The following is a 22272-nucleotide window of genomic DNA, read 5'->3' as shown; positions in this document are numbered from 1 at the left end:
GGGGACCATGCTATGCAGCATACAGAAACACTCCCACTAAAACAATTACCGACAAAAGAACAACGACATAAATTGTTTGGTTCTGTTCAACCTACCGAGAAAATAAAACCGGTTGATAAAAGTAAGATGGCAGACTTGCAAAACACAAAAAAGAACTTCCTATTTAACCTTGATGTCGTTGGTATTTCAAATGTAAAATATCCAATTACAATCGATAGTAATATAAGTCCAGAGCGGCAGACAAGCATCGGAACATTCAAATTCTCTTCCAGCTTAACCAACACAAGTAAGGGAACCAATATGAGCCGTTTCATGGAACAATTAAATCATTATCATGATCAAGGTTTTTCTGTAACTATTGCAAATCTGAATGGATTTGTTAAAGAACTAGCAGAACGTCTTGAGCAAAAAGATGCAACAATTGAAGTCTCCTTTCCATGGTTTTTTGAAAGGAAGGGGCCAGATTCAGGATTAAGCGGGCTAAATCATGCAAATGCTTTGATACGTGTAACCTATGATCAGATAGAAGGTTATTCAGCACATGTATCCTTGTCTGCATTAATAACAACTTTGTGCCCATGTTCCAAGGAAATAAGTGAGTATAGTGCCCATAATCAGCGTGGAGAAGTTAGTATGGAAGTCACACTTTCCGAGGATTTTGATGAGACAACTACAGATTGGAAAGAAATGCTGCTAGAAGCTGCAGAAAGTAATGCGAGTGCGAGGCTGCATCCGGTTTTAAAAAGACCAGATGAAAAAATGGTTACGGAACAGGCATATGAGAACCCACGATTTGTTGAGGATATAGTTCGCCTTGTTGCTGCGGATTTATATGAAATGCACTTTGTAACAAAGTTTGAGGTTTCCTGTAGAAATGAAGAATCGATTCACATGCATGATGCAATTGCATCGATAACATTTGATAAACTTTCTTCATTGAACTGGTAATTGATAATGAAATATCTATTTATTGGTCTTATCAAGTTTTACCGGACAGCAATAAGTCCATATACACCAGCCACTTGTAGATTCTTTCCTACATGCTCGGAATATGGACTTGAAGCTTTTAGACGTTTTGGTGTGATTAAAGGTGCTTATCTTACTATTAAAAGAATTAGTAAATGTCATCCCTTTCATCCAGGTGGTGTTGATCTCGTACCTGAGAAGACGAATAAAGATAACTTGTAACAGTCACGAATAAACATAAGAGGGAGTTGCTTTAAGTGAATATTGATATTAGTAAAGAAGCAGCGATTTGGTATAAAGAAGAACTGGAAATTGACACTACAGAAGAACTTCGTTTTTTCGTCAGATATGGTGGAGTTGGTGGTAAAATCCCAGGCTTTTCACTTGGTGTGAAAAAGGATCGGCCGCAATCGCTTCACACTTCTAAAACCGTGGAAGATATTACATTTTACATTGAAGACTCTGATATATGGTATTTTGAAGATAGCGACTTGGATATCGAATTTGATAATCAGCGCAATGAACCAATTTTGAAATATATATAGTGAATTTTCCCCATTATAAAAGGCGTCGGGTTAGACGCCTTTTATAATCTAAACTTTTCAATATGGTCCCACTTTTTTTCTCTTTGTAATATCTCCTTTTGACGTTCACCAAATAAATCAAAATGTGGGTATTTTTCGTCACGGTGAATCCACTCCTCTTGAAGACCATAGGTTTTACCCCAGTCTTTAAGTTTCTCCATATCACTACAACCTACTTTAGTCACCGTATTACAACCAGGAAAACGATCATCAAGCCAAAAATGTGTTAAGAAATCTACCTCTCCATTTTCAACATTTTTCTTCCACGAGATTAGTTCGCTTCTTTTTAATCCAAAAGCCATCCTTATTCACCCTCAATCTGAGCAAGATACGCTTGATGCCATTCAGGAAATGATCTTCTCAATGATATCGGTCGAAATGTATCTTTTTTGACAACGACATGTTTTGAAGATCCACTCACAGCTATATCACCATCGGCATTAAGGATATGATAGCCATAAACAGTCCTAATTCCATCGTATTCTTCTAACCATGTTTCTACAAAAGCATCTTCTCCAAATCGAATCGGCTTCTTAAATGAAACATTTACGTCAAGTACGGGGGATACGACATCATTTTCTTCCAGTTTCACATAACTTAATCCAAGTTCTTCCACATATTTTGTTCTTCCAATATCAAACCAAATTAAATAATTGGCATGATAAACGACACCCATTTTATCTGTTTCCTGATACCTGACTTCTATTGGCGTTCTTAATTTTAACAATTAGCTTCCCCCTAGCTTCCTTTATTTCTTAATCGTATCATAAACGAAGTAAATATCGACATATGAATGTCTTTATAATTGTAAAAAAATACCTCAAATCAACAATGATTTGAGGTATTTTTTTAATTATTGGTTATGATATTCATCTTTGATTTCACTGCGAAAACCTTCAATAGCTTCTTCTCTACGCTTATTTTTGGCTATAATTTGTTCTTTCTCCTGGCCGCTTGAAAATTCCATTGTTTCATGCGCCTTTTCAATATTCTGAATGGTATCTTGTACCATACTCTGTAATTTTTCTACATTATCACTACGGTCATCTGGTTTCGGTTGGTACTGTTTGTCTGTCATTTTTAAGATCTCCTTTCTCCAATAGATTAAGCTTACTTTTTGAATAAAAGTGAATTCTTATACGAAAGAAAGCTATATTCCAATATTCTGGAATATAGCTTTCCACCTTAATTCTCATTAGTCTTTTTTACTGTTTGATTCATTCGCATATCTAAATTGCTTTCAATTTTCTCCATCAGTATGCGATCCTGCAAAATCTGCTTTCGATTTTCGGCTACTAATTCTTCAAAATTAAATTTTTTCTTAAGAGACATGGCAATCCACCCCTTTTAATAAAGAGTATTGCCAGAAACTTTAAATTTTATAATACATTGAATTAATTTAATGCTTGGACCATTTCTTCCATGAACTCATAATCCATCGGACCAATTTTTCTCGGTTCTTGAATAATTCCATCTGTCCCTATAAAATACGAAATTGGAGCAGCATGTATTTTATATTCATCCGCGACAGTTTGATCCCGATCCAATGGTACAGAATAGGTAAATGAAAATTCATCAATAAAGTCATGTACATCCTGCTCACTTTTTTCCATATACGTTAAATTCACCGCAATTATCTCCACTTCATCACTATACTCATCGTAAAACTCCTGCATTTCAGGCATTTCGTCACGACACGGTGGACACCAGGTATACCAGAAATTTAAAATTACCTTTTTACCTTTCAGATCTGATAATTTAAACTGTTGCCCATCAAGTGTTTCTAATTCGAAATCTGGTGCTACTTCTCCTGCTTCAAGTCCAATGCTTTCTTTTGGTGCGATTGCACCACCTTGTACATTGGTGTCACCTGTTACATCATATATATAAGGTTCTTCTTCCTCCACGTATTTTTGTTCAATAAAATTACCGATTACAATTCCAGCTAATACTAATAAAAGGCTAATTCCAAATATTTTTTTAAACAATACGTTCCTTCCCCCATTACTGAAGTTATTAAAGACAAGTATTCCAACTATATCGTATGTACTAATCGTGCATTTGTAAAGAGGTCAGGCTTAAAGTTCTTAAAATAGTCACTAATAGGAGTATCACTAGAGATGAATTCTTTTTTAATATCTCTTCTCGAACATCTCGTTGCTTTTTCAACCTTCACAGTTTAAATAAAGTGCGAAGTAACTGCTGGTTGATTACTATCAGTATGAGAACCTTCGGCGACCGCTCTGGGAAATACACTGCGCGCATCCTAAGGCATAGGTGAGCCCCTTCATGTTAACGCATTTCAGTGTCTCACCTATGCCTCTCTTCCCGCAGTATTCTCCGTGTATTTCCCAGAGCTGGTATTAAGCTTGCAAACAATTAACTGCTTAGTTATTGAATTAAAAATGGCATCACAACTTCACCAGTCCGGCATCGCTGTGGGCGGTGACTCCTGCGGGAAAAGCACGTGTCTGAAGACCTGAAGAGTGGTTTTCTCTTCGGGGCTTTAGGCCGTGCCCTGAGGTGCGCATCCGCCCGCAGCGATCCCGGACGGCCGCAAAAGCAGACGTCTTTGGAAATCAGCCTGTAGTTACGTCACTTTTTATGGTTTTGTGGATAAAATCTAAAATACATAGTAGTTACTTCGCATTTTATCTCAACTACGAGGCAGCTAACAATAATCTTTGTGATTTTTTAAAATTGTATATAAAAAAATACTCCGGCAAAATTTGCACGGAGTATTTTTAGACATCTTTATGCTTTTAATTTATCACGCAATACCATTTGTAGAATACCACCATGACGATAGTAGTCAATTTCTACATCACTTTCAAAACGGGCAACTGCATTGAATTTCGTTACTTTTCCTTGTTCATCTGTTGCTGTAATATTAATTACATCTTGTGGACGAACAGTCTCGTCAACTTCAATATTAAATGTTTCCTTACCAGTTAAACCAAGTTTTTCAGCACTTTTACCCTTTTCAAACTGTAATGGCAATACACCCATCATAACAAGGTTAGAACGGTGAATACGCTCGAAACTTTCAGCAATAACTGTTTTTATTCCTAATAAGTTAGTACCTTTGGCAGCCCAGTCACGGGAAGAACCCATTCCATAATCCTTACCACCCATAACAATAAGGCCGGTGTCAGTTTCTTGATATTTCATTGCCGCATCATAGATAGGCATTATTTCACCAGTAGGCCAGTAGGTAGTATATCCACCCTCTGTACCAGGTGCCAGTAAGTTACGGATACGTATATTTGCGAACGTACCACGCATCATAACTTCATGGTTACCACGACGGGAGCCGTACGAGTTAAAGTTTCTTGGTGATACATCTTTCTCCTGTAAATACTGCCCTGCAGGCATATCTTTTGCGATAGCCCCAGCCGGAGAAATATGATCTGTTGTAACGGAATCACCGAATAGTCCAATAGCACGTAGGTTATTTAAAGGGTCAACGGTTCCGGCTTCTTTTGTCAATCCTTCAAAGAATGGAGGATTTTGAATATATGTTGATTCATTATCCCATTCAAATAATGGCTCATCTGTCGTTTCAATGTCATTCCATTTTTTATTGGAAGCAAATACATTTTCATACTCTTTTCGGAAAATTTCCGGTGTTACAACACTGTGCACTTCCTTCTTGATTTCCTCTGATGTCGGCCAAATATCATTCATGTAAACATCATTACCATCCTGGTCTTTTCCAAGTGGTTCTTTCGTTAAATCGATATCCACCGTACCGGCAAGTGCATATGCAACAACTAGTGGAGGTGATGCCAAATAGTTAGCCTTAACTAATGGATGGATACGACCTTCAAAGTTACGGTTACCTGACAAAACAGATGATACAGTTAGATCACCATCTAAAATTGCTTTTTCTATTTCTTCACGTAGTGGACCAGAGTTACCGATACATGTTGTACAACCATACCCAACAAGGTTGAAACCTAACTCATCAAGATATTTTTGCAATCCTGCATCTTCCAAATAACGGGTAACAACCTTCGATCCTGGTGCCAATGAAGTCTTCACATAATCTGGTACCTTAAGCCCTTTTTCGATAGCTTTTTTAGCTATTAAACCTGCACCAAGCATTACATACGGATTGGATGTATTTGTACAAGATGTAATCGCAGCAATGGCAAGTGCACCTGTTTTCATTGTGCTTGAATTACCGTTAGGATGCTGGACAACAACCTGTTTATCAAATTCTGATTTATCCATTCCATATCCTTGGTTTCCTTCAGGTGCTGTGATAGCTTTATTAAATTCCTTTTTCATATTAGACAAAGAAATTAAATCCTGAGGACGTTTTGGTCCAGATAGATTTGGTTCAAGTTCAGATAAATTAATTTCTAGAACTTTCGTATATTCTGGATCCGGTTGATCAGAAGAATACCACAAATCATTGCTTTTACAATATGTTTCTACTAAATCAATCTGTTCTTCACTACGACCAGTAAGACGAAGATAGTTTAGTGACTCTTCATCGATTGGGAAGAATCCACAAGTTGCCCCGTACTCTGGTGCCATATTAGAAATAGTAGCACGGTCAGCCAATGGCATATCTTCTAGCCCAGGACCAAAATATTCTACAAATTTCCCGACTACGCTTTGCTCACGCAATACTTGCGTAACTTTTAATGCTAAGTCTGTTGCAGTTATTCCATTAGGATAGCTTCCTGTGAACTTAACACCGATAACTTCTGGAGCTGGGAAATAAGATGGTTGACCAAGCATTCCAGCTTCTGCTTCAATACCACCAACACCCCATCCAAGAACACCTAAACCATTAATCATCGTAGTGTGCGAGTCAGTACCTACCAATGTGTCTGGGTATGCATCGTATTCACCAGAATCGTTTTCCACTCCATGAACAACGTTTGCAAGATACTCCAGGTTTACCTGGTGTACAATCCCTGTTGCAGGAGGGACAGCGCGATAATTGTCAAATGCTTTTTGAGCCCAATTTAAGAATTCATAGCGCTCAGCGTTACGTTCAAATTCTAAATCCATATTTGCTTTAAGTGCATTAGCTGTACCATATTCGTCAACCTGCACAGAATGGTCAATTACAAGATCTACTGGTACTTCAGGATTAATTTCATTCGGTTCTCCGCCCATATCAACCATTGCTTTTCTTAAGGAAGCAAGGTCAACAACAGCTGGTACACCAGTGAAATCCTGAAGAATTACGCGGGATGGTTTAAAAGGAACGTCTGTTGCAATTCCCTTCTTTGTACCCCATTTGGCAAGTTCTTCAACATGTTCATCTTTGATTTGTCGTCCATCATGTTGACGTAATAAAGATTCTAAAAGAACACGGATAGAAAATGGTAAACGTCCTACCTTACCAATACCAGACTCTTCCAGGCTTTTTAAACGGTAATAATTGTATTTTTTTCCGTTTAAATCAAACTGTTTTTTTGCATTATACACGTTGCTTTCAGTCATCATGTTACCCCTTTCATTTCCTTCTGATTAACTAAATGTTCGCTTCAAATAAGGGACCTTCAAAAAAATCTTCCCTTTTCACAACACTATCTCAAACTAAGTATGCCTTCAATACTAATAATATAGGAACCTATGAGATAAAACAATTGATTAGCGCAAACTTGCATATATAATTATGTTATGCATTTCGATAACTTTTGCTTATACTAAATCAAGAAGGACTTAACAACAAGTTATCATCGTATCGTTAATCAATATTCGGTTAAGGGGAAAATCAACTGAAAGATACTACCCTTTCTTGTGTTTTGTTTAATATGTAATGTAGCTTCATGGGATTTGAGAATTTGCTTTGTAATTAGTATTCCTAAACCAGTCCCGCTTTGCTTCGTCGTAAAAAAAGGTTCCCCGAGTTTATGTAAAATGTCCGTTGGTATGCCATTCCCTTCATCAGCTATAAAAATATCCACACTTTCTTGTTTGCATTCGACTGAGACGGTAACTGTTCCACCCTCATCCATCGCTTCAATTGCATTCTTAACCAAATTGATTAATACTTGCTTAATCTGTGAACGATCACAAACGATTTCACCTTGAATTGGTTGTATGACAACAAGCTCGATATTTTTCATCTTGGCTTGGGCTTGCAACAGTATGAATACTTCATCGATCATCGCTTGGATGGTTTCTCTCTTTCTATTTTCTGCTAGGGGTTTCGAGATAAATAATAGTTCAGATGTTATGGCTTCTATTTTATTAATCTCATCAATCATCACATGAAAATATTCTTCTTTGTGACTGATCCCAGCTTGAAGTAGTTGCAGAAAACCTTTTAAAGATGTAAGTGGATTACGTATTTCATGGGCGATACCCGCAGCTAACTGGCCAGCAATGGACATCTTTTCAGAACGTATCATCATTTCTTCCGTTTCCTTTTTATATGTAATATCATTTAAATATACTAAAAAATAAAAGGTACCACCAAGTTCATGCCTATACTGATCTAACTTGCATTCTAACAATACGGTCCTGCCATCTTTATTCAGAACATTTACATTTACATTTTTACTTGCTTCAGGAGTTTCCTGTATCTGCTTTCTTACATATTCAACATCTTTATCTGTCAACCATTCATACCAATAGGTTCCAATCAAATCAGAAGCCTTATAACCCGTAAGATTTTCAATCGATTGTGCGATATATAGTAATTTTCCAGCACTATTTGCTAGAATAAACACACCGTCACTATTCTTTTCGATCCATTTGAGAATATTAGGAGGCAATCCAAAAAAATCCTTAATATCCCGTAGATTATCAGTTTTTTATAATACTCTGAATCCCCATCCTCATAATTATTTGTATCCATACCTGCTCCCCTTTCAAAAAGCTCTTATCTCTATTATATGTATGATTAAGTTGAATAGAATATGATGCTTGTCTATCTTAATTCGTGCTATTATAATGAAAGTAATGGTAATCTTTTAATAACACTTAATTTATAAGTAATCTTACTACAAAAATGACAAAAGATAAATTAAATGTTGAAAAAATTAACCATTATTTGTAAATAACAGGAAAGAATTAGGTGAATAAAGTGTCAGTAATTCTTATATTATGGGGATTTTTGCTTATTAGCTTAATGGCAATTGGTGGATATTTTATGTTTCGAAAGTTCCTTAAGAAGTTGCCGAAAGATGATGGTAAATCGGTTATGGATTGGGAAGAATATTATATGGAAAAGACTAGACATATGTGGAAGGCGCCAGAAAAATACTTACTCGAGGAATTAGTATCTCCAGTTCCAGAACTGTTCAGAGATGTGGCCAGACACAGGATTGCCAGTAAGATTGGAGAAATAACATTAGAAAAAGAGCAGGATTACATTAGTCAGACTACATTAATTGAAGGGTACATTCTGGCAACCCCCAAACGTGACCATAAATTTTTAAGAAAAAAACTAAAACAGAAGGAAATAGATGTCAAACCATATGAACATCTTTTCAAACTATCAACAGCAGATTATAGTGATAACTGGGAAACGAAATATAAATAAAGATAATGCGCCTAACAACAGTTAAGCGCATTATCTATAGCTCAGCTTTTTTAATTGTAAAAATTGATAGAGCATCGCAATCCTCCAAGTAAAAATCATACCAAATGCAAGTATGAAAAACATTCCACTGGTCTCAGCGAGAGAAATTTGACTACCTACAAGAAGTTTAATGATAATTCTAGCAACAAGTAGACCAATTAATATTAACGGAAAAGCCCTTGATGGTACTAGAAAAATATCATCATCCCTAATCTCAAACTTCGATGATTTAATAAGAAATATTGAAAAAAACATTCCCACCACAAAAGCCTCGAGTACTTGTATCCAAGCAATTTGGAATACTGGAAAAACAAACATTAGAGCACCAGTACTCATAAAAAGAGGTGGTAGTACTATTTTTTTAATGGAAGCTGGCTTTTTGGATGCTCTTAGACGCACAACAATCATTGCAGAAGCCATTAAAGCTGCACCTACAGTGCTTGCAACTAACCAAAACATTTCACATCACTCTCTCGTATACATGTATCAATGCTAAAGTAATTCCATCAGAATCGTCACCTGTTATTGGTCTTCTGCAATCGATAAGATAATTGTCATAACGACACCGACAACAGTAAAATAAACCCCGAAGTCAAATAACATAGCTGTTGCCAGCTCTACTTCTCCAAATATTGGAAACGTAAAATAACCAAATGTATGGGATAAAAATGGTACATTAAAGATGAATGAACCTAGACCGGTTGCGATTGCAATAAGTAAACCAATAGGAATGAGCATTGTAAAATTGATAGGAAGCATTTTTTTCACAGTAAGACTTCCATATGCCATATTTAATAGTAATATTGCTCCCGAAGTCATCAATCCTCCGACAAACCCGCCCCCAGGTGAATTATGTCCAGCAAATAGTAAATATACCGCAAAACCTAATAAAAGAAAGGCTATCAAAGATGTTGTCGTCTGTAAAATCATATTATTCGGCTTGTAGTTGTCCATAACAAAAATCCCCTTTACCTATACTGATATATATAAGAGTAATATAATATCAGCTAAAAATCCATTAAAATCCCGAAAAACCAAACCATCCTGCTAAAAATGCAGTTAGTTTTGTCATCCAGTCAAAGAACAAGGCAACACCCATGAATATCATAATCCATCCACCTATCTTGACAAAGCGTGCACTGTGTTTTTTTATCCAGCTCAATTTTCCAATAAAGAGGGATAAGAGTAAAAATGGAATGGAAAACCCCAGTATATAACTAATCATCATAATCATACCGATATCTGGATTGGTTGCAGCTAACGAAAGTACAATTGCAAGAATTGGCCCTGTACACGGTGTCCAGCCAAGTGAGAAGGCCATTCCAATTATAATGGAACCAAAGTATCCTGCAGGGCGATTTTTGAATTGAATCTTTCTGTCTTTCATTAGAAATTCGAAATTTAGTACACCGACAATTACCAAACCAAAGAAAATAATTAAAATTGCTCCAATTTGCCGAATCATATCCTGATAAGTCAGTAGAAACTCAGAAATATGTGTAGTTGTAAATCCGATCATAATAAAAATACTTGAGAAACCAATTAGGAAACAAATCGTATGTATGAGTGCTTTCTTATTAACCTTCTTATTTTCTTCTTTGATTTCGCTTACACTCATCCCAGTAATATACGATAAAAATACCGGATAAAGCGGCAATACGCATGGTGATATAAACGATAAGAATCCTGCCCCAAATGCGAGGAATATATTTATTTCTGTCATTGTAACCCTCCTAGTTATCCATCATTAATTCTAACAGATTCAGTAGTAAAAGAAACGATTTGAATTTGGCAAAATGAGGAGTATTTATAAAAGGTGATAAAAAAGACAATAAACTTTCACATATAAAGACCACTTTTCCCGCTCATTGCTGGAAAAAGTGGTCTTTACGTAAAGTAGACATATTAGTGCTTAAAGTACAAAGGTAGTTAACCAAATAACATTTCATCTATGTGAAAACAGATTAGTTAATACAATATAACACCATTATACATCAAGGGTTACTTCTCATTTTGATTGTTCATTGAACGCATCATCTGATTAATTTTCTTTTGTGATGGCTTTTGCCCCATTTGCATCATTAAAGTTCGAAGCATTTGCTCATTAATCGGTGGATTCTTTTTTAGATAACTCATCATATATTTTCTTGCAATAAAAAACCCAAGAGCAACACCAGCAATTAATGCTGCTATAGCAATTAGTACGACCCAAATTGTGCCCATTTCTAGATTTTCCTCCTTCGTGTTGTCTCTTCTATAGTATATTAAATTAGTGGTAAGAATACAATACTTGTCTTACCTTGTGGATATTCTTTTGTTGAATAATAGGAGAAATCCAACCGTAATTTGATACATTTCTTCCCTTCACAAATAGAAAAGGGTGAATGTCCTGAAGCATTGGGAATAATATTAGGACGGCTTCCTGAAGATGGTGACATTGAAAATTTAATAATCCATTCTCTACTTGGAGACGGATAGATTGGTCTTTTCTACGAATATAAATGGCTTGCCCTACTGTATAGATAGTTATATTTTTTTCAGTACGATTATTCAAGTGAGAAATAATTTCATGATATTGAATATCACGAGCAATATATGTGTATTGAGATTTTAAATCATTCCTGTCAGGTTCTGCTTCATATTCTTTCAAAAATCGTAAAAGAATATCACTTTTATGGAAGTAATTTTTCGCAACTTCTTTTTCAATCCAATAAATAGAGTATTCATACATTTCTATATTCCTCCCTCTATCTTTTATTATAATTAAAGAGGATTTAGAAAGTTGTCATATTATAATGCAAATACTAACTACTTTTGTCGAATTCAAAGAAGATTACCTGTCGTAAGCATTTCACACTAAAAAAGATGGCTCTTAACTTGAAAGAACCATCTTTTTTAATAATGCATAAGAATTTGGCAGCAATTAACCCACGGACATGAACAACACTGCAAGTTTCATGTACTTTAGCGTATTTGACCTCCCTCGCCTCTGTACTCTAAATCAACATCAGCTAAAGGGAAGTCCATACGTCGCTATCTGGGCACTTCCACTTTTGTTCTTATTATTTTAAAACTTTTTCAACATGACTGATTACATTTTCTACTGTAAAGCCATATTCCTCTATCACTTTATCACCATTAGCAGAAGCACCGAAACGATCTATTCCGATAACAGCACCTTGGTCACCAACATAACGTGCCCAACCAAATGATGAAGCCATTTCGATTCCAACACGTGCTTTAACTTGTGGTGGAATTACTTGGTTCCTATATGCCGCGTCTTGTTGTTCAAAACGATCCCATGATGGCATACTTACAACACTTACATCAATACCCTTCTCTTTTAGAGCTTCTTGAGATCTTACAGCAAGCTGTACTTCAGAACCCGTTGCAAGTAATAGTGCATCAGGTGTTTCTTTATCTGATTTACTTACTACATAGGCACCTTTTTTAACACCTTCATATGCATTTTCATTTGTTCCTTCAAGTGTAGGTAAATTTTGTCTTGTTAAGACTAATGCTGTCGGTTGATCAGTTGATTCGATTGCAAGTCTCCATGCTGCCTGTGTTTCATTTCCGTCAGCTGGTCTTATCAATGAAAGTCCAGGAATGGCACGTAATCCTGCTATTTGTTCGACAGGTTCGTGTGTTGGCCCATCTTCTCCAACCGCAATAGAATCATGTGTAAACACATACGTAACCGGCACATTCATGATAGAAGCTAAACGAATTGCTGGTTTTAAGTAGTCACTGAAGACAAAGAATGTACCAGCATATACGTTGAGACCACCGTGTAATGCCATACCATTTAGTGCTGCACCCATCGCATGCTCACGTACACCAAACCAGATATTTCTGCCTGCATAGTCTCTTCTTGTGAAATCAGCATCATCATTCATGTACGTTTTATTTGAACCTGCTAAATCTGCACTTCCTCCGAAAAGATTAGGTACTGATTTTGCAATTCCATTTAAAACCTCACCGGATGATGCACGTGTTGCAAGTGCTTTTTCTTCAGGCTTGTATACAGGAAGTTCTTTGTCCCAATTAGCAGGCAGTTCACCTTTTAGTGCTAATTCAAATTCCTCTGCAAGTTCTGGATATTTTTCTTTATAGTTTTCAACCAAATTATTCCACTCAGTTTCTTTCTCTATACCGTTGTCCACAATTTTCGCTTTGAAATCTGCATATACCTCTTCAGGTACATGGAAATCTTCATGTGTCCATTTATAATATTCTTTCGTTAACTTCACTTCATCCAATCCAAGTGGTGCACCATGTGAGGATGCAGAAGCAGATTTATTTGGTGAACCATAACCAATAATCGTTTTAATTTCAATTAAAGTTGGTTGTTCTGTGTTAGCTTGTGCTTCTTTAATTGCGCTTCGGATTGCATTTAAATCGTTACCATCTTCTACCTGAATAACCTGCCAACCATAAGCTTTAAAGCGTTGATCTGTATTATCAGAGAAAGAACGGTTTAATTCACCATCAAGTGAGATATCATTGGAATCATATAGTGCGATTAATTTACCTAGTCCTAAATGTCCTGCAAATGAAGCAGCTTCATGGGAAATACCTTCCATCAAATCACCGTCACTAACAAGAGCATATGTAAAATGATCCACAACAGACATATCTTCTTTGTTGAACTTCGCTCCAAGATGCGCTTCTGCCATTGCCATACCAACAGACATTGCTAGACCTTGACCAAGTGGACCTGTTGTTGCTTCGACACCATCTGTATGGTTTACTTCAGGATGTCCCGGTGTTCTTGAATCCCACTGGCGGAAATTCTTTAAATCATCAATGGTAACATCATATCCAGACAAGTGAAGCAAACTGTAAAGCAACATAGAACCATGCCCAGCAGAGAGTACAAATCTATCTCTATTAAACCATTTTGAACTTTTCGGATTGTGATTCATAAAGTCTGTCCAAAGTGTGTATGCCATCGGTGCAGCCCCCATTGGAAGACCCGGATGACCTGAGTTAGCTTTTTCTATTGCATCAATTGCTAATGTACGAATCGTATTGACGGATAGTTGTTCAATATTTTCTGACATAATTATTACTCCTTTCAATTTTAAGTGGTTATTCCAAAGGTCGGTTAAAATGAAGCGATGAATTTATTTGCCTTTTTATCCTCATTTTAGAACACGCACTTTAAGGAAATTAATATCCTATTACATTCTATAATGAAAAGCTCTTTACAACAAGTGATTACATTCAATTAGTTTGTCAACCAAATTAAATATAGTGTTCTGCTCATTCTAGGTTTCCTAGTTTTTTTTATTCTTACTCTGAAGATCACGTACTTTTTGAGGTGTTACATCTTTACCTTCAGGATCGATAACAGTCATTGATTTAAACTGGTTTTTGAAAGATCCCCTGACATTGTCCAGATACTCTTCTCTCAATGTTTTTTGTTCCACTTTTTCCTTTTCTGTTAACCCTTCATTTTTTGCTTTTTTTGCTAATATATTAATACGCGCAAGCTTTTCTTTTGATAGCATTTCATTAACCTCCCGGTAAATTCAACAAATTAAAAAGGCAAGAATTTTGAGTATTCCTGCCCTTATATCGTACGCTACCATGCTTGGATATTCAAGTGTTTTGGGATTCTAGATATCTCCTATGTACCGTCGCTTTAGAGACATTATAACCTAGACCATTCAACGTTTTTGTTATTTCATCAAACGTCAACTTATTATTTCTTAAGCGTATAACCTCTTCGATGGGAAATGAAATCCGTTCCCTTCCTGGTGCCTTATTGCTATTGGAAAGATTCTGTCTTGGATTATAACCCTCACTTACCGCCTTTTTCATCCCTCTTTTTATTTTCATATTGTGGATCTTACGTTGGTATTCCTCGACAATTCCAACAATTTGAAGCACCATGGAGTCCGACTCCGTCAATTCCAGTTCACCTTCATGGATTGCAGTATAAATTGGAATACGTAACTTTTGAAGCTGATGAAATAGAGCGATTTTCGTATTTCCTCTGCCAAGTCTTGTTTCATCCTGAATCAGTAAGCAATTTGCTTTCTTTTCCGAAAAGTAATCCAACATTTTAAAAATACCATCCCGTTCAATATCATATCCGCTCACCTGCTCTTCAATCGAGTCGATGACAGTAAAATTATATTTATCGGCAAGCCGGAGTAATTCCTCTTTTTGCCGTGCTAATGATGTTTCCTGTGTTTTCTTGTCTGTGCTCACACGACAGTAAATAATTGCATTCAACCTTTGACCCTCCCAACTAATAAATTTACTTAACCACTAATAATCATGGAAAAGTATAGGAAACCCAATGATAAAGCAAAAGCAATTAAATAAAAAGCATCCGTTTTTGAAATTCTTTCAAACATAATATAGTCCCCCTTAAAGTTATTTAGAACTAATGTTCGTATAAACAAAGTATACTACCGAACATACGGTCCTGTCAATATTTTTTAGAACGAATGTTTGCTTATCTACATTAAAAATGGTAAACTACTATTAATTAATCCTATGATAGAGGTGAATTATAGATGACAAAACTTTCAAATAGACAGCAAATGATTCTTGATTTTATAAAAAGTGAAGTAAAGCTAAAAGGTTATCCACCATCCGTTCGTGAAATAGCGGTAGCTGTTGGCCTTGCTTCCAGTTCGACTGTGCATGGACATCTCGAAAGGATAGAAAGCAAAGGTTACATTCGAAGAGATCCTACGAAACCCAGAGCAATTGAGATTCTTGAACATTCCGACGAAAATCAAATCCCCAAAAACGAAGCACGATATGCACCGGTAATTGGAAAAGTAACAGCTGGGCTTCCTATCACTGCTGTGGAGAATATAGAAGAATTCATCCCATTACCAAGTTCTACTTCAAGTCCGGATGACAATTTATTTATTCTTGTAATTGACGGCGAAAGTATGATAGAAGCGGGGATTCTTGATGGAGATATGGTTATTGTAAAACAGCAAAACACTGCGGAGAACAGTGATATTGTAGTGGCCATGACAGAAGATAACGAAGCTACTGTAAAACGGTTTTTCAAGGAAAAAGGTCATATCCGTCTACAGCCGGAAAATGCTACAATGGATCCTTTAATTTATCCAAATGTTACAATCTTAGGAAAAGTAATCGGGTTATACAGAAATATTCATTAAAAAAGTGGCTTTTATCATTAGTTAAAACCGCTTATTCCGAGAAAAACTTTAAGAGCCATCATAAATTGATGGCTCTTATTCACTCCCACCCCAAAATAGTTCCGTAACATCTGGTAAATTTATCTATTTATAAAGGAATGAGGACTTCACAACATGGTTGAGTATATTTCAAGATTCTTAAACTCGTTTAGCCTATTGTACAGTCATAAGTAGGTGAAAAAGCTAAAGGCATATAATAGCACCTGTCTTAAAGTACCTCGATTAATCGGATGTCCCTTTGCAAGTTTCCAATAAATAGTAAAAATCTGTCTATTGTTACACATTTATCTTTTACTAATTTATAATTTTACATGGTTTACATTTTTATAATCTGCCTATAATGCTAAGAATAAACATTGAAGGCGGTAATTTTATATATGAATATCATTGAGTTAATAATAAGAATTGCAATTGGCTTTATCGTGCTATTTACCCTAACAAGAATGATGGGAAGAAAAGAAATTAGCCAAATGACTTTTTTTAACTTTGTTTCTGCCATTGCAATTGGTTCAGTAACCGCAAATCTGGTAGTCAATCAAAACCTTAGCATTCATAATGGAGTTATAGCACTTATTGGATGGTCTCTTTTCACTTTAATTATGGACTTTATTGACATCAAATCAAAAAAGTTAAGGAAAATCGTGACTGGTGATCCTGTAATTGTCATAAAAGAAGGAAAGATAGTTGAAAAGGCATTTCATAAAACCAGATTGGATTTAGATTCATTGAATGCCATGTTAAGAAAACAAAAGATATTTAGTATGGCAGACGTTGATTATGCTATATTTGAAACGGATGGTAAATTATCGGTTATGAAAAAAGAGGATAAAAAAGTACTGACCAAAATGGATATGAATATACCTACCATATCAAAAGTTTTTCCTATTCCAACAGAAGTTATATCGGATGGTAAGATACTAACTAAAAATTTAGGAAATTTAAACCTTAATACTGATTGGTTATCTCAACAACTAAAGCAACTAAATATCAATTCGGCTTCGGAGGTTTTTTTTGGACAGATTCAAACCGATGGAACCCTATTCGTGGATAAGAAAAAGAAGGATTAAAGGCTTGAAGTCTTTTATTGATTTTGGTACATTGGTCCTTCCCTATAGTAAGTAGTAGCTGCTACACCGGTATTAATATAGGTGAAACATAATAAAAAGTTGAGTGTAATCGTATATGACCCACTCAACTTTTTATAGTTAAATTCCTCGTCCTGTTGCCCCTGGACTAGTATTTGAATTTTTACGGTTATTCGTTTTTGGATCTACGTTATTCGCTCGTTGGCTATTATTTGGAAAGTCCGTTTTTCCTCTATTTTGATTTTTAACAAATTTATCTCGTTCTTGGCTTGTCATCATTATTCCTCCTTCACTAATTAAAATACCCAACTGCATTTACTTTAACCTGTCAGAATAAACGGAGGTTTATAATAGTTACATCATGGGTTTTTTCAGGAGTCACAGGAGTATTATTAAACTAAAAATACATATAATCCCCATATAGATTAACAATAGAAGTTAAGTTAAAAAATTTAATACAAACTACTTACCAGAATGGAGGAATTACTATTGGATAAAATAAAAAGAAATTTACCAACGGAACATATACCTGTTGCTCCAGGTATGGACCCAGAGAGTTCGTACGGAGAAAAGGCAACCAAGTCTGAAATTAAAAAAGGTGAATCAACTACTGTTACAAGACTTACCTATGATGAGTATGACCCAAGTAAAAGTTAAATAAAATTCACCTTTAGAGAAAATGGTGGCATACATGAGGATATTCTGCGCTTTATGAGTTTTTACAGGGTAGTTCCTTGGTAACTTAATATCCAAAACCTTAATAAACGATATAGAGAATTTAATGAACAACGATAAAAGCACTTGAAATAAAATTCCAGCGCTTTTATCGTTTTAATTAGTTCTATTTTAGTAAACCATACTAATATTGTGATAATACTTAAATTCCAAAAGATTATTTGCTGGATCAGTCAAGAAAAATGTCATATGTTCTTCCTTTTTGCCTTCAAATCTAACCATTGGCTTTGCAAAAAAAGGAAGTTCCTGTTTAATGGCAAGTTCCAAAGCCTGGTTATATTCAACCTTGTCTAAAAAGGTAATGCCATAATGCCGAGGGTACATTTTTGGTTTTTCATCAATATCATCCGGGCTTAAATGGCACACAACCTGGTCACCAAAATAATCGAATGTTACTCTATCATCATACCTTCGGGCAAGCTCACATCCAAGTCTTTCATAAAAATCCACCGTTTCATCCAGATCTTTACATGGAATTGCTAAATGAAATACTTTATTCGTGTCTCTCATCGTATTCTCTCCTTTGAATAATATTTTTACAAGTGAAAGTTAAATGTATCAGACCGTAATCCTAAACGAAGCGTCTCCAATGAAATAACATCTGATAAGGCTATATTTGCAAGGTTTACATCTTGCCCAAAATATTTAATAAAAAAAGTCTGCATTTTTGTATTTGGAGCTTCAAAAATAAGCTTATCAATGGGTATCCCTGAACCTAAAATCTCTTCAAAGATATCACTTCTAATCTCTCCATTTTCTAAGCAAATTCCACTGGTCCCACTTTCTCTTGCTTCGGTGATAACCTTATTCGCTCCAGCTTCTAAATCCTCATGAATGCTTTCTATCCATTCCAGGGAGTCCTGATTATCAGCTCTAAAATTGTCTTTATTGCCGACTTCACTGAAAACCACAAACTCACTTGAAAAGTCTTTAATGAATTTTGCCTTCTCACTGTTAGGAATCGTTATTGTACCATTTGAAATTTCTACATAACTACAGTGAAACCTTTTACAAAGGTTAAAATACATTTCCGTTTTACCCTGGCTTAAATATTTTTCAAAAAGTGTACCACCAAAGAAAAAATTAATGTCAATTTCCTGCAAAGCCTCTATTTTCTGTTCCAGCAAAGGAGTTATTAGTGAAGTACCCCAACCAAACTTAACGAAATCAATATAGCCACTAGAACTATTGACGGTGTCCATAAATAAGTTCAAGGGGGCACCGTTGTCTATTAAAATTGTTAAACCACTTTCTCTTGGTTTCATGGTCCTTTCCGGCAAATTCAGTCCCGATTCTATCATATGCTAACCCTCTCAATCATTGGTGTCCTACTAAATTTATTTACTTCCATTACAAAATCTGAATTTAGTTCCTTCGCACATAAAAAAATGTCTTCCTCTTTAAAATTCGGTTCACTCTTGTCAAAAAATTTTTGAGCCGCAGATGAATTAAGAATTCTTTTAATTACTTCATTCTTTGTAATTGCATCAGATTCTTGCAAAATACTAGTTATATATTCTGCACAAGCCAGGTCATCGTCTCCAAAAGGATGTGATGCAATAATATTAACTTTACTCGTTTCTACCATTTTCTCTTTAATAAAAAGCGCTGTTTGTTTTGCATTCGTAAAACCGGTCACAAACACTTGTTCCGATGATAAATTGTTTAAGGTTGCACGTACGCCATTCGTAGTCATTTGAACAAGTGTCCTATCTCTAAGATTTTTATCATTAATGTGGTGAGGTGAGTTATCTAGATTAAATCCCTCTATCGATAAACCGCCAACTTCTCCTGCTAGTAAAAATTCAGGATGTTCCTTATGGATTCGAAATGCCTGTTTTACCGTCTCTGCAAGGAATATATTGCAAGCACCTCGTAAAAAGGCATAATGAGCTACAGTAAAGGCTCTTATCACATCAATTACAATAGTAATATTAGCAGCTTCCGGAGAAGGTGCCCTTCCTTGGTATATATTAACCTGCATATACTATTCTCCTTAATTATTTGATGTATCGTTTTAATCCTTTCCCCCTTCAATTAGCTATGTTAAGTATATTCGCCTAGATGATTTTGGTTACTGTTTAAGTGAACCGATTCTTTCGGGAGAATTTCCTTAACAATCATTTGCCATATTGAATATATTTATTCTAAGGCAAATACCTAGTAACAATTGGAGGAAAAATACTAAACCATTAAATCTATACCATATGGAGGATTACCATGGAGAAAATATCAACCTTTTGTAATTGGGGTAAACAATTACAGAGATCAGGAAGGTGGGCAATTTCCAAAAATATTAGAATATGGACTGCACCACATCTAATCAGGAGCTATAAAACGTGTTACTTATAATACTTGCCTGTATCATTGCCTGCTTTTTTGCTATTAATATTGGAGCAAGCGGCGCTGCAGCTTCGATGGGTATAGCATACGGTTCCGGGGTGCTGCAAAACAAGAAAACCGCACTGCTCATTTGTGGGATAGGTGTATTTCTCGGAGCTGCATTTGGAGGAGGAGAAGTTGCTAAAACATTAGGTTCAGAAATAATACCAGAAAATATCGTTTCAGTTAATGTTGCTCTTATTATACTTACCGCTGCATCAATTTCTCTCTTTATAGCAAATATTAGTGGTATTCCTCTATCTACCAGCGAAGTGACTGTAGGAGCTATCGTTGGGGTTGGTATTGCTTATCAAGCATTATACATTAAAACAATCGTCATAATTTTCCTGTTTTGGTTACTTGTCCCTCTCATTTCATTTCTACTGGCCTATTTAGCTAACAAGGTAATTAAAATAATGGATAAAAAGTTATATTTCCTCTCGAAAGGAAACTGGCCAAAAATATTGGCCATATTAGTCATCCTCACAGGATTTTTAGAAGCCTTTTCTTCTGGGATGAATAATGTAGCCAATGCAATGGGACCTATTATCGCCGCTGGGATTATTGATATGAAATATGGGATTATAATCGGAGGGTTATTTGTTGCTTCAGGAGCATTTTTTCTCGGGGCTAACGTAATTGAAACAAATGGTAAAAAGATAACAAATCTGAGTTTATTACAAGGGTCGGCAGTATCCGGAATTGGGGCATCTTTAGTTATAATTGCTTCCGTCTTCGGTATTCCAGTCCCACATACTCAAATAACAACCTGCAGCATTATGGGCATAGGGGCTTCCGACAAGGGAAAGGAAATATGGAAAAAGGCTATAGTTGTAAAATTGGCTAAAACTTGGGTTATTTCACCCGTTTTTTCCCTTGTAATCTCCTATAATTTAGTCAAACTATTTATAGACTTTGATTTTTCGGGAGTAGCAATATTATTTGTTTTTATTATATTCGTCTATTGCGTAAATTTGTGGAAACCTGGCCGGAAAAGTCAGTCAATAGTAGTTGAAAAAATAGTAACTAAAAAATAAGTTGGTAATTAAACAAAATAATATAAGAGTAAGTTTTAGTTTTTGGAGAGTTAATCATTTGTAAGACTCTTATTAGAAATTCTGTTTTTCAAATTGTGCTAAGTGAAACAAAACATTAACTTTACATTTATTTAATGGTCAAAACTCTCAAATCAAAAAAAATCCCCTCTCATATCACTTTAATCGTTGATGAGAGGGGATTTTATTATTTTATTTACCAACTAGCCTTTTTTAGGCCAGGTACTTGTCCTTTATGTGCAAATTTACGGAGACAGATTCGACATAACTGAAATTTTTTCAATACACCATGTGGTCTTCCGCAATGATGACAACGAGTGTATTCGCGGGCATAATATTTTTGATTCTTTTGTTGCTTTACAATTAAAGACGTTTTTGCCATACGGTCTCCTCCTTACTCTTCAATTGGATTTTAAATTAAAAAGAAGCTAATACGAGATACCGTATTAGCTTCTTTTAATTTGCCTGGCGGCGTTCTACTCTTGCAGGGGCAAAGCCCCAACTACCATCGACGCTGAAGAGCTTAACTTCTGTGTTCGAGATGGAAACAGGTGTGACCTCTTCGCTATTGCTACCAGACCTTCCTTAAAAATAAGGACAAATTTTATTATATACATTTTCATATGAAAATGCAAGGTATTTTTTAGTTTATACCTTAAAAACTAAATAAGAGTAAATCAACACATCAATAAAGAAGTTTAGTTAAGTCCTCGA

28 protein-coding genes and 1 rRNA gene are annotated in these 22272 nt (G+C 35.6%); 8 read left to right on the top strand and 21 right to left on the bottom strand.

Annotated features, from left to right (window positions below; all coding sequences use genetic code 11):
* Positions 1-12 precede the first annotated feature (12 nt).
* The 3 genes from folE2 to BV906_RS00125 are packed head-to-tail and all read left to right on the top strand — an operon-like array spanning position 13 to position 1511.
* Complete coding sequence (folE2, locus tag BV906_RS00135; protein WP_087971448.1) at positions 13-948, top strand: GTP cyclohydrolase FolE2; 936 nt, start codon at positions 13-15, stop codon at positions 946-948.
* A gap of 6 nt (positions 949-954) precedes the next feature.
* Positions 955-1188, top strand: a complete 234-nt coding sequence (yidD, locus tag BV906_RS00130; protein ID WP_087971447.1) for a membrane protein insertion efficiency factor YidD — start codon at positions 955-957, stop codon at positions 1186-1188.
* Positions 1189-1223: 35 nt separating this feature from the next.
* Positions 1224-1511: a HesB/YadR/YfhF family protein gene (locus BV906_RS00125; protein WP_087971446.1), complete on the top strand. Its 288-nt coding sequence runs from the start codon at positions 1224-1226 to the stop codon at positions 1509-1511.
* Positions 1512-1552: 41 nt separating this feature from the next.
* On the opposite strand, the gene BV906_RS00120 is transcribed toward BV906_RS00125, so the two are convergent.
* The 7 genes from BV906_RS00120 to BV906_RS00090 form a co-directional block, all read right to left on the bottom strand.
* Positions 1553-1852, bottom strand: coding sequence for a hypothetical protein (locus BV906_RS00120; protein ID WP_087971445.1), 300 nt, complete (start codon positions 1850-1852; stop codon positions 1553-1555).
* A gap of 2 nt (positions 1853-1854) precedes the next feature.
* On the bottom strand, positions 1855-2277 hold the full coding sequence (locus BV906_RS00115; protein ID WP_087971444.1) for an acyl-CoA thioesterase: 423 nt from the start codon (positions 2275-2277) through the stop codon (positions 1855-1857).
* Positions 2278-2403: 126 nt separating this feature from the next.
* On the bottom strand, positions 2404-2628 hold the full coding sequence (gene tlp, locus BV906_RS00110) for a small acid-soluble spore protein Tlp (RefSeq protein WP_087971443.1): 225 nt from the start codon (positions 2626-2628) through the stop codon (positions 2404-2406).
* A gap of 107 nt (positions 2629-2735) precedes the next feature.
* On the bottom strand, positions 2736-2882 hold the full coding sequence (locus BV906_RS00105) for an FbpB family small basic protein (protein ID WP_087971442.1): 147 nt from the start codon (positions 2880-2882) through the stop codon (positions 2736-2738).
* A gap of 62 nt (positions 2883-2944) precedes the next feature.
* A complete protein-coding gene (locus BV906_RS00100) occupies positions 2945-3538 on the bottom strand; it encodes a TlpA family protein disulfide reductase (protein ID WP_087971441.1) in 594 nt (197 codons plus the stop codon).
* A gap of 766 nt (positions 3539-4304) precedes the next feature.
* Entirely contained in the window at positions 4305-7016 is a 2712-nt protein-coding gene (acnA, locus tag BV906_RS00095) for an aconitate hydratase AcnA (protein ID WP_087971440.1), read from the bottom strand.
* 251 nt (positions 7017-7267) lie between these two features.
* On the bottom strand, positions 7268-8296 hold the full coding sequence (locus BV906_RS00090; RefSeq protein ID WP_245843780.1) for an ATP-binding protein: 1029 nt from the start codon (positions 8294-8296) through the stop codon (positions 7268-7270).
* A gap of 311 nt (positions 8297-8607) precedes the next feature.
* Here BV906_RS00090 and BV906_RS00085 point away from each other — a divergent pair, with 311 nt between their 5' ends.
* Complete coding sequence (locus tag BV906_RS00085) at positions 8608-9066, top strand: DUF2621 family protein (RefSeq protein WP_087972141.1); 459 nt, start codon at positions 8608-8610, stop codon at positions 9064-9066.
* 30 nt (positions 9067-9096) lie between these two features.
* On the opposite strand, the gene BV906_RS00080 is transcribed toward BV906_RS00085, so the two are convergent.
* The 8 genes from BV906_RS00080 to BV906_RS00045 all read right to left on the bottom strand — a co-directional run bounded on the left by BV906_RS00080 (position 9097) and on the right by BV906_RS00045 (position 15351).
* Complete coding sequence (locus tag BV906_RS00080; RefSeq protein ID WP_087971438.1) at positions 9097-9564, bottom strand: CcdC family protein; 468 nt, start codon at positions 9562-9564, stop codon at positions 9097-9099.
* 63 nt (positions 9565-9627) lie between these two features.
* Positions 9628-10059 (bottom strand): Na(+)/H(+) antiporter subunit B, encoded by a 432-nt coding sequence (locus BV906_RS00075; protein ID WP_087971437.1) that lies wholly within the window; start codon positions 10057-10059, stop codon positions 9628-9630.
* Positions 10060-10123: 64 nt separating this feature from the next.
* Positions 10124-10828, bottom strand: coding sequence for a cytochrome c biogenesis CcdA family protein (locus tag BV906_RS00070; RefSeq protein ID WP_087971436.1), 705 nt, complete (start codon positions 10826-10828; stop codon positions 10124-10126).
* A 278-nt stretch (positions 10829-11106) separates the two neighbouring features.
* Positions 11107-11328: a YneF family protein gene (locus BV906_RS00065; RefSeq protein ID WP_087971435.1), complete on the bottom strand. Its 222-nt coding sequence runs from the start codon at positions 11326-11328 to the stop codon at positions 11107-11109.
* Between the two features lie 46 nt (positions 11329-11374).
* Positions 11375-11836 carry a sporulation inhibitor of replication protein SirA gene (sirA, locus tag BV906_RS00060; protein WP_087971434.1) on the bottom strand — a complete coding sequence of 154 codons (462 nt, stop codon included), beginning with the start codon at positions 11834-11836 and terminating at the stop codon, positions 11375-11377.
* 331 nt (positions 11837-12167) lie between these two features.
* The gene (tkt, locus tag BV906_RS00055) at positions 12168-14171 is read right to left on the bottom strand and encodes a transketolase (RefSeq protein ID WP_087971433.1); all 2004 of its coding nucleotides are present in this window, start codon (positions 14169-14171) and stop codon (positions 12168-12170) included.
* Between the two features lie 216 nt (positions 14172-14387).
* Positions 14388-14621, bottom strand: coding sequence for a DUF896 domain-containing protein (locus tag BV906_RS00050; protein ID WP_087971432.1), 234 nt, complete (start codon positions 14619-14621; stop codon positions 14388-14390).
* A 91-nt stretch (positions 14622-14712) separates the two neighbouring features.
* Positions 14713-15351, bottom strand: a complete 639-nt coding sequence (locus BV906_RS00045; protein ID WP_087971431.1) for a YneB family resolvase-like protein — start codon at positions 15349-15351, stop codon at positions 14713-14715.
* 287 nt (positions 15352-15638) lie between these two features.
* On the opposite strand from BV906_RS00045, the gene lexA reads away from it, so the two are divergent.
* Both lexA and BV906_RS00035 read left to right on the top strand, forming a co-directional pair.
* Positions 15639-16262 carry a transcriptional repressor LexA gene (lexA, locus tag BV906_RS00040; protein ID WP_087971430.1) on the top strand — a complete coding sequence of 208 codons (624 nt, stop codon included), beginning with the start codon at positions 15639-15641 and terminating at the stop codon, positions 16260-16262.
* Positions 16263-16678: 416 nt separating this feature from the next.
* A complete protein-coding gene (locus tag BV906_RS00035) occupies positions 16679-17368 on the top strand; it encodes a YetF domain-containing protein (protein WP_087971429.1) in 690 nt (229 codons plus the stop codon).
* Between the two features lie 138 nt (positions 17369-17506).
* On the opposite strand, the gene BV906_RS19290 is transcribed toward BV906_RS00035, so the two are convergent.
* Positions 17507-17662, bottom strand: a complete 156-nt coding sequence (locus tag BV906_RS19290; protein WP_176330225.1) for a hypothetical protein — start codon at positions 17660-17662, stop codon at positions 17507-17509.
* Between the two features lie 213 nt (positions 17663-17875).
* Here BV906_RS19290 and BV906_RS19060 point away from each other — a divergent pair, with 213 nt between their 5' ends.
* Positions 17876-18043, top strand: a complete 168-nt coding sequence (locus BV906_RS19060; RefSeq protein ID WP_245843778.1) for a hypothetical protein — start codon at positions 17876-17878, stop codon at positions 18041-18043.
* Positions 18044-18232: 189 nt separating this feature from the next.
* Here BV906_RS19060 and BV906_RS00030 read toward each other — a convergent pair whose 3' ends face one another.
* The 3 genes from BV906_RS00030 to BV906_RS00020 are packed head-to-tail and all read right to left on the bottom strand — an operon-like array spanning position 18233 to position 20105.
* Complete coding sequence (locus BV906_RS00030; RefSeq protein WP_087971428.1) at positions 18233-18631, bottom strand: VOC family protein; 399 nt, start codon at positions 18629-18631, stop codon at positions 18233-18235.
* 26 nt (positions 18632-18657) lie between these two features.
* Complete coding sequence (locus BV906_RS00025; RefSeq protein ID WP_087971427.1) at positions 18658-19422, bottom strand: phosphosulfolactate synthase; 765 nt, start codon at positions 19420-19422, stop codon at positions 18658-18660.
* Positions 19419-20105 (bottom strand): 2-phosphosulfolactate phosphatase, encoded by a 687-nt coding sequence (locus BV906_RS00020; RefSeq protein WP_087971426.1) that lies wholly within the window; start codon positions 20103-20105, stop codon positions 19419-19421. The genes BV906_RS00025 and BV906_RS00020 overlap by 4 nt, the downstream gene beginning before the upstream one ends.
* A gap of 355 nt (positions 20106-20460) precedes the next feature.
* Between BV906_RS00020 and BV906_RS00015 the strand changes: the two genes are divergently transcribed.
* Positions 20461-21540, top strand: coding sequence for a sulfate permease (locus tag BV906_RS00015; RefSeq protein WP_087971425.1), 1080 nt, complete (start codon positions 20461-20463; stop codon positions 21538-21540).
* A 214-nt stretch (positions 21541-21754) separates the two neighbouring features.
* On the opposite strand, the gene BV906_RS00010 is transcribed toward BV906_RS00015, so the two are convergent.
* Together BV906_RS00010 and rrf are read right to left on the bottom strand one after the other, a co-directional pair.
* Complete coding sequence (locus tag BV906_RS00010) at positions 21755-21940, bottom strand: type Z 30S ribosomal protein S14 (RefSeq protein WP_087971424.1); 186 nt, start codon at positions 21938-21940, stop codon at positions 21755-21757.
* 81 nt (positions 21941-22021) lie between these two features.
* Positions 22022-22137, bottom strand: a 5S ribosomal RNA gene (gene rrf, locus BV906_RS00005).
* Between the last annotated feature and the right edge of the window lie 135 nt (positions 22138-22272).

Origin of the sequence: Oceanobacillus rekensis (assembly GCF_002153375.1) — a bacterium.
Classification (GTDB): domain Bacteria; phylum Bacillota; class Bacilli; order Bacillales; family Amphibacillaceae; genus Oceanobacillus; species Oceanobacillus rekensis.
Note: the sequence above shows the minus strand (reverse complement) of the source record. Positions and strands in the feature narration are given on the sequence as shown.

Bases quoted from the DNA above. Each gene is read 5' to 3' on its own strand.
- folE2 (WP_087971448.1), top strand. From the start codon at position 13: ATGCAGCATACAGAAACACTCCCACTAAAACAATTACCGACAAAAGAA.
- yidD (WP_087971447.1), top strand. From the start codon at position 955: ATGAAATATCTATTTATTGGTCTTATCAAGTTTTACCGGACAGCAATA.
- BV906_RS00120 (WP_087971445.1), bottom strand. From the start codon at position 1,852: ATGGCTTTTGGATTAAAAAGAAGCGAACTAATCTCGTGGAAGAAAAAT.
- tlp (WP_087971443.1), bottom strand. From the start codon at position 2,628: ATGACAGACAAACAGTACCAACCGAAACCAGATGACCGTAGTGATAAT.
- BV906_RS00105 (WP_087971442.1), bottom strand. From the start codon at position 2,882: ATGTCTCTTAAGAAAAAATTTAATTTTGAAGAATTAGTAGCCGAAAAT.
- acnA (WP_087971440.1), bottom strand. From the start codon at position 7,016: ATGACTGAAAGCAACGTGTATAATGCAAAAAAACAGTTTGATTTAAAC.
- BV906_RS00080 (WP_087971438.1), bottom strand. From the start codon at position 9,564: ATGTTTTGGTTAGTTGCAAGCACTGTAGGTGCAGCTTTAATGGCTTCT.
- BV906_RS00075 (WP_087971437.1), bottom strand. From the start codon at position 10,059: ATGGACAACTACAAGCCGAATAATATGATTTTACAGACGACAACATCT.
- BV906_RS00070 (WP_087971436.1), bottom strand. From the start codon at position 10,828: ATGACAGAAATAAATATATTCCTCGCATTTGGGGCAGGATTCTTATCG.
- BV906_RS00065 (WP_087971435.1), bottom strand. From the start codon at position 11,328: ATGGGCACAATTTGGGTCGTACTAATTGCTATAGCAGCATTAATTGCT.
- sirA (WP_087971434.1), bottom strand. From the start codon at position 11,836: ATGTATGAATACTCTATTTATTGGATTGAAAAAGAAGTTGCGAAAAAT.
- tkt (WP_087971433.1), bottom strand. From the start codon at position 14,171: ATGTCAGAAAATATTGAACAACTATCCGTCAATACGATTCGTACATTA.
- BV906_RS00050 (WP_087971432.1), bottom strand. From the start codon at position 14,621: ATGCTATCAAAAGAAAAGCTTGCGCGTATTAATATATTAGCAAAAAAA.
- lexA (WP_087971430.1), top strand. From the start codon at position 15,639: ATGACAAAACTTTCAAATAGACAGCAAATGATTCTTGATTTTATAAAA.
- BV906_RS00035 (WP_087971429.1), top strand. From the start codon at position 16,679: ATGAATATCATTGAGTTAATAATAAGAATTGCAATTGGCTTTATCGTG.
- BV906_RS19290 (WP_176330225.1), bottom strand. From the start codon at position 17,662: ATGACAAGCCAAGAACGAGATAAATTTGTTAAAAATCAAAATAGAGGA.
- BV906_RS00030 (WP_087971428.1), bottom strand. From the start codon at position 18,631: ATGAGAGACACGAATAAAGTATTTCATTTAGCAATTCCATGTAAAGAT.
- BV906_RS00025 (WP_087971427.1), bottom strand. From the start codon at position 19,422: ATGATAGAATCGGGACTGAATTTGCCGGAAAGGACCATGAAACCAAGA.
- BV906_RS00020 (WP_087971426.1), bottom strand. From the start codon at position 20,105: ATGCAGGTTAATATATACCAAGGAAGGGCACCTTCTCCGGAAGCTGCT.
- BV906_RS00010 (WP_087971424.1), bottom strand. From the start codon at position 21,940: ATGGCAAAAACGTCTTTAATTGTAAAGCAACAAAAGAATCAAAAATAT.